The 5,053-nt window shown below is 39.9% G+C and carries 2 protein-coding genes; both read left to right on the top strand.

Annotated elements, in window-relative coordinates; genetic code table 11:
* The first annotated feature begins 390 nt into the window (after positions 1-390).
* Positions 391-2,640: a MopE-related protein gene (locus tag V7M80_RS12975; RefSeq protein WP_333696766.1), complete on the top strand. Its 2,250-nt coding sequence runs from the start codon at positions 391-393 to the stop codon at positions 2,638-2,640.
* A 251-nt stretch (positions 2,641-2,891) separates the two neighbouring features.
* A partial coding sequence (locus V7M80_RS12970) for an MBG domain-containing protein (RefSeq protein ID WP_333696764.1) occupies positions 2,892-5,053 on the top strand: 2,162 nt, incomplete at its 3' end.

Below are 5,053 nucleotides of genomic sequence, written 5' to 3'. Positions count from 1 at the left end.
ATGAAAAGAGACCTCCAAGCGATTGGAGGTCTTTTTTTTGTTGTCTGTTGTGGGTAATGTGTTTACTATGAGTAGGTTGGGGGGATTGTAATGTGTTTTTTTTTATTTTTTAAATTATACGTATTTTTTGGGTTAAATTTTTTTGATTTTTGGGTTTTACCTCTTGTTTTATTGTTCGACCAAAGGTTTTTTATACCCCTTGAAGTGCCTTGATTGGTGATTTTATCGATAAAATGCGTATTCTGTCGAAAAATCTTATCTATTCTCAAAACCGATTCTACATTTGAATCGTAATTGATGATTTACAATTTTAACCCAAACCCTTAACCCAATTGTTTTTTTGTTTTTCCGCTTGAAAACAATTGCTAATCGTAACAAAAATTTATGCGTATGGAAACTAAAAAATTACTTTTTTCGAAAACTTTTTATTTATTGGCACTTGTACTTGTGTCTTTTGGAGTTCAGGCATCGCCTGCACCCGTGGTTATTTTAAGTAATACTATAAACGGTACTAACCCCAGTTCGGCGAATCCTTTTGCTACCGGACAGGTCTTAGTGAATGGTTTGACTTCAACCGGAATCGGAAGAGGAGCAGGTTTGAGTGCTGTTACTGCTGCAGATGTATATAGTGCCAATAATTGGATAACTACAACAAGTTTGACTTTATCTGCCAATGATTATTTTGAATTTACCTTAACTGTAACGCCTGGTTATGTTTTGAATTTAGCCGGATTTACTTATACCGGTCAACGTAACAATAACGGACCCCGAGCTTTCAGTTTTCGTTCCAGTTTGGATTCGTATGGCAGTGCTATAGGAACAGATTTTACCACTACCGCTACCACTGCACAAAACCGTACTGTGGGATTAACCGCTGCGGCTTATCAAGGTTTGACCGGAACTGTAACCTTCCGTTTGTATGGGTATAATGCCGGTAATAATGGGGGGCAATTTAGTATTAATGATTTTTCATTTCAAGGGGAGTTGGTTTTACAAGCTCCTGTACTCTCTTCGGTAGCCCCTTTGAGTGTATGTAGTAATACTACCTCGGTATTGACATTAACCGGTACGAATTTGTTGCAAGTTAATTCGGTAACTGTGGGAGCGTCTTCGGCCTCCATTTTAACTCAAACGGCTACCAGTTTGACCGTTCAAATTACTCCCGGAGTTGGAGGATTAGTTACTGTAAGTAATACGGCGGGAAGTTCTTCGCAAGGTGTAGTTGTTGTAAATCAAGCTGTAACGTATTATTTTGATGAAGATGGAGATGGGTATGGTTCGCCTCTTTTGACAACTGCCACATGTACCGGACCTCCGGTGGGCTATGTTACCAATGCCTTGGATTGTAATGATAGTGAGCCTTTAGCTTGGACCGGAGCTGCAGAAATTTGTTTTGATGGTGTAGATAACAATTGCGACGGATCGTTGTATGATGGATGTGAGCCTGTAGTTGTATCCATGTTGCCTTCTTTCTTTAATAGTGTATTGCCCTCGGTTGGTTCTACCATTACTTGTACAGTACCAAACGTGGGTTCGCATTCGTTGGCTTATTTATTTACTATAACTAATTTGACTACCAATCAAACCCGTGTTTTACCTCGTACCTTTCGAAATTTTAAATTGACCATGACCGATATATTTGCTTACAACACCTCTTTTGCTATTCAAGTTCAAGCTGTTGTTAATGGTGAAGTACAACCGGCTCATAGTCCAGTTTGCATCGTATCAACTCCTACAATTCCTACGGCTCAGTTAACCGATAGTCAGTGTGGGGCAACCTTATCTTTGATTACTTCTACTGTTGGTAGTACCACTGTATTGTCTGCTAATCGTTACCGTTTTAGAGTAGCCAAATCGGATACTCCAACGGATTACAAATATATTGAGCGTAATTTCAATAATTTTAATTTGAATTCGGTTCCCGGATTGAATTTGCGATTCCGTGCCGGATATCAAGTAGCGGTTCAAGTTCGCGTGTTGATTGATGGAGAAAATGTATGGTCTGATTTTGGTCCAACCTGTGAAATATTTACCCCTTCTTTACCTGATACCGGTGTAAGTGGATGTGGGGATACTCCTTTGCAAGTAGCCAGTTATTTTGATGCCATCACGGTAAACGCTGTAGCAGGTGCTACGCAATACCGTTATACTTTGAGTGCTCCCGGGTATAGCGAAACTATTACTCGAAGCTACCGTAGTTTTAACTTGTCTATGTTCCCTGGTTTACAACCTGCCACAGAGTATAGCATAGCTGTTGAGACTGAAGTTTACGGTGTGTTTTATCCCGGAAAAGATTGTAGTATTGTAACGCCAGGTGGAGCTCGTCCGGTTTCTGCTTCTGAAGTTCAACGCCAAGTTGTTGCCACAGAAACTACCGTAGATGTTACGCCTGTTGATTTTAATGTAGTTGCATATCCGAACCCTTATACTTCGTACTTTGGATTGTCATTAGCTACTTCTTCAGTTGAACCTATTCAAATTGCCGTTTATGATATGACCGGTCGTTTGATTGACAGTCATCGTTTGGAGGCTGCGGTATTACCTGAATTCACTTTTGGTTCTACCTACCCAAGCGGTGTGTTTACGGCAGTGATTTCTCAAGGAGATGCCTTACGCACTGTACGTGTTGTAAAACGCTAATTTCCTATTTATTTTATATTTTAAAAAGGCCTCCCTTTGGAGGTCTTTTCTTTTTTAACTCTATCGTAATTGGTTTTAAAATATCAATTACTAATTGTAAGAAAAGCAAATCAATCTCTTTTAAAAACATCGACAAAAAGACTATTTTTTCGCTGAAAGGTATTGTTAAAAATCATTAACAATTTATTAATGAGAAGTTCATAAATTATAGAATTTTATCAATAATTTTGTTATCAATTAAAATTTGTATTATGATAAACCTGTTACTTTTTAGAAAGTCTAAATGGCTTTTATTTTTGTGTTTTGTTTTGTTGCTTGTGAGTACTTCACATGTGACTTGGTCGCAAATCAATATTTCAAATACATCTACCATTACTCAAAATTTTGATGGAATGAATGCTAATACAACAGCTCCATCAAATTGGCGAGTACAACAAAGTGCAAGTCCAACTTGGGCTGGAGGCACATCAACTTTAGGTGCTCAGGCATCATCTGGAGCTCCAACTACTGGAACAACCTATAATTGGGGGGCAGGAGTTTCAGATAGAGCTATAGGAGTTATGACATCTGGAGGTTATGCCAGTCCAAATAGTGTTATGGCTTTTTTTTCAAATACAAATGCGAATAATTTGACTAGTGTCACTATTTCGTATGATTTAGAAAGATATAGAATTAATACTGCTGCAGCATCAGTTGCCTTTTTTTATTCTACTAATGGTTCAACTTGGGTATCAGTTCCAGCTGGAGATATTTCTTCTTCTTCACTTCCAACTGGTGCAAGTTCATATAGTTTTTCTCCTTCCGGAATACCTTCTACTACAAATGCAGGAGTTATTTCTAAGACAGGAATTAGTATAACCGGTTTATCAATACCCAATGGTGGGAACTTTTATTTAAGATGGAATTTAGTTACAACAGGTTCAAATTCACAAGGTATTGGAATTGATAATTTTAGTTTAGCGGCGACATTTGCTCCCTCATGTACCTCACAAACTTTAACTGCACTTACCACTCCATTAACCAAAACTTTTGGTGATGCACCCTATTCGGTTGCGACTACAGCTTCTTCTGGGTTAACGGTAACTTATAGTTCCAATAATTCTAGTGTGGCCACTGTGGATAGTAGTGGAAACGTTACAATACTAGGAGCCGGAACCGCTACTATCACTGCTTCACAAGCCGGTGACGCCACTTATTGTGCGGCAACTAGTGTTACACAAGTTCTAACTGTAAACAAAGCAACCCCCATTATATCCGGAACAGGTACTGCGACTAACATTACGTTTGGACAAACCCTAGCTTCTTCTACAATAGGTGGGTTTACTTCTAGTACGCCTGGGACATTTGCATTTACTTCACCCAGTACTGCACCTAATGCTGGAACTGCCTCTTATGGTGTCACTTTTACACCTACAGATTTAGCAAATTACAATACGGTAACCACTACGGTTAGTGTCACAGTAAATAAAGCAAATTCAAGTATAAGTGTAACGGGTTCAAATTCTTATACTTACAACGGATTACCACAAGGACCGAATACCGTAAGCCAGACCGGTTCAAACGGAGCTATTACCTACAGCTATACCGGCGTTAGCTATGGTCCGACAGCATTATTACCTTCTCAAGCGGGTACTTATCAAGTAGTTGCTACAGTGGCTGAAGACGCTAATTTCAATGGAGCCAGTTCGGCAGCTTATGCTTTTACGATTTCTCAAGTGTTGTTAACTGTAACTGCAGACGATCAAGTTGCGATTGAAAATACTACTTTGCCATCCTTTACCGTGAGTTATTCCGGATTTGTGAATAATGAAACCGAAGCCGATTTGATTGAGGAGCCTACTGCCAGTAGCCCAACGGCTGACTTGGCAACTCCCGGTACTTATCCTATTGTTGTTAGTGGAGGTTCGGCTGCGAATTATACTTTTTCTTATGTACCCGGTACATTAACTATTACTTCGGCTTCCTCGCCTTTGTGTCCGTTTTCGACTGCTCTAGCCGATGCTACACCTCAAACGGTTTGTCAGGATTTGGCAGCTACTGTTTTAACGGCTGTTATTACAAATGCTGGAGTTGTAGGTACACCTACCTATCAATACCAATGGTATTACAATACTACCGATTCGAATACGGTGGCTGGAGCAACGGCTATTTCGGGAGCAACCGCTTCCACTTATATACCTGAGACTACCGCTTCTGCTGTGGGTACTCGTTATTATTTTGTTGTGGGTTATGCTACAGATAACGATTGTGGTCAGACAGCTACCACACAAACCTTAGCCTCTTCAACTGTAGCTGTTACGGTTTTGGCTACTCCGGAAGCTACCATTACTCCAAGTGGAGCTACTTCTTTTTGTTCCGGTGGATCGGTAACTTTAACGGCTTCTCCTGCGGCTAGTTATTTGTGGTCAACCGG

The organism is Flavobacterium sp., assembly GCF_036759525.1.
Taxonomy (GTDB): domain Bacteria; phylum Bacteroidota; class Bacteroidia; order Flavobacteriales; family Flavobacteriaceae; genus Flavobacterium.
This window is presented reverse-complemented; position numbering and strand designations above follow the sequence as displayed.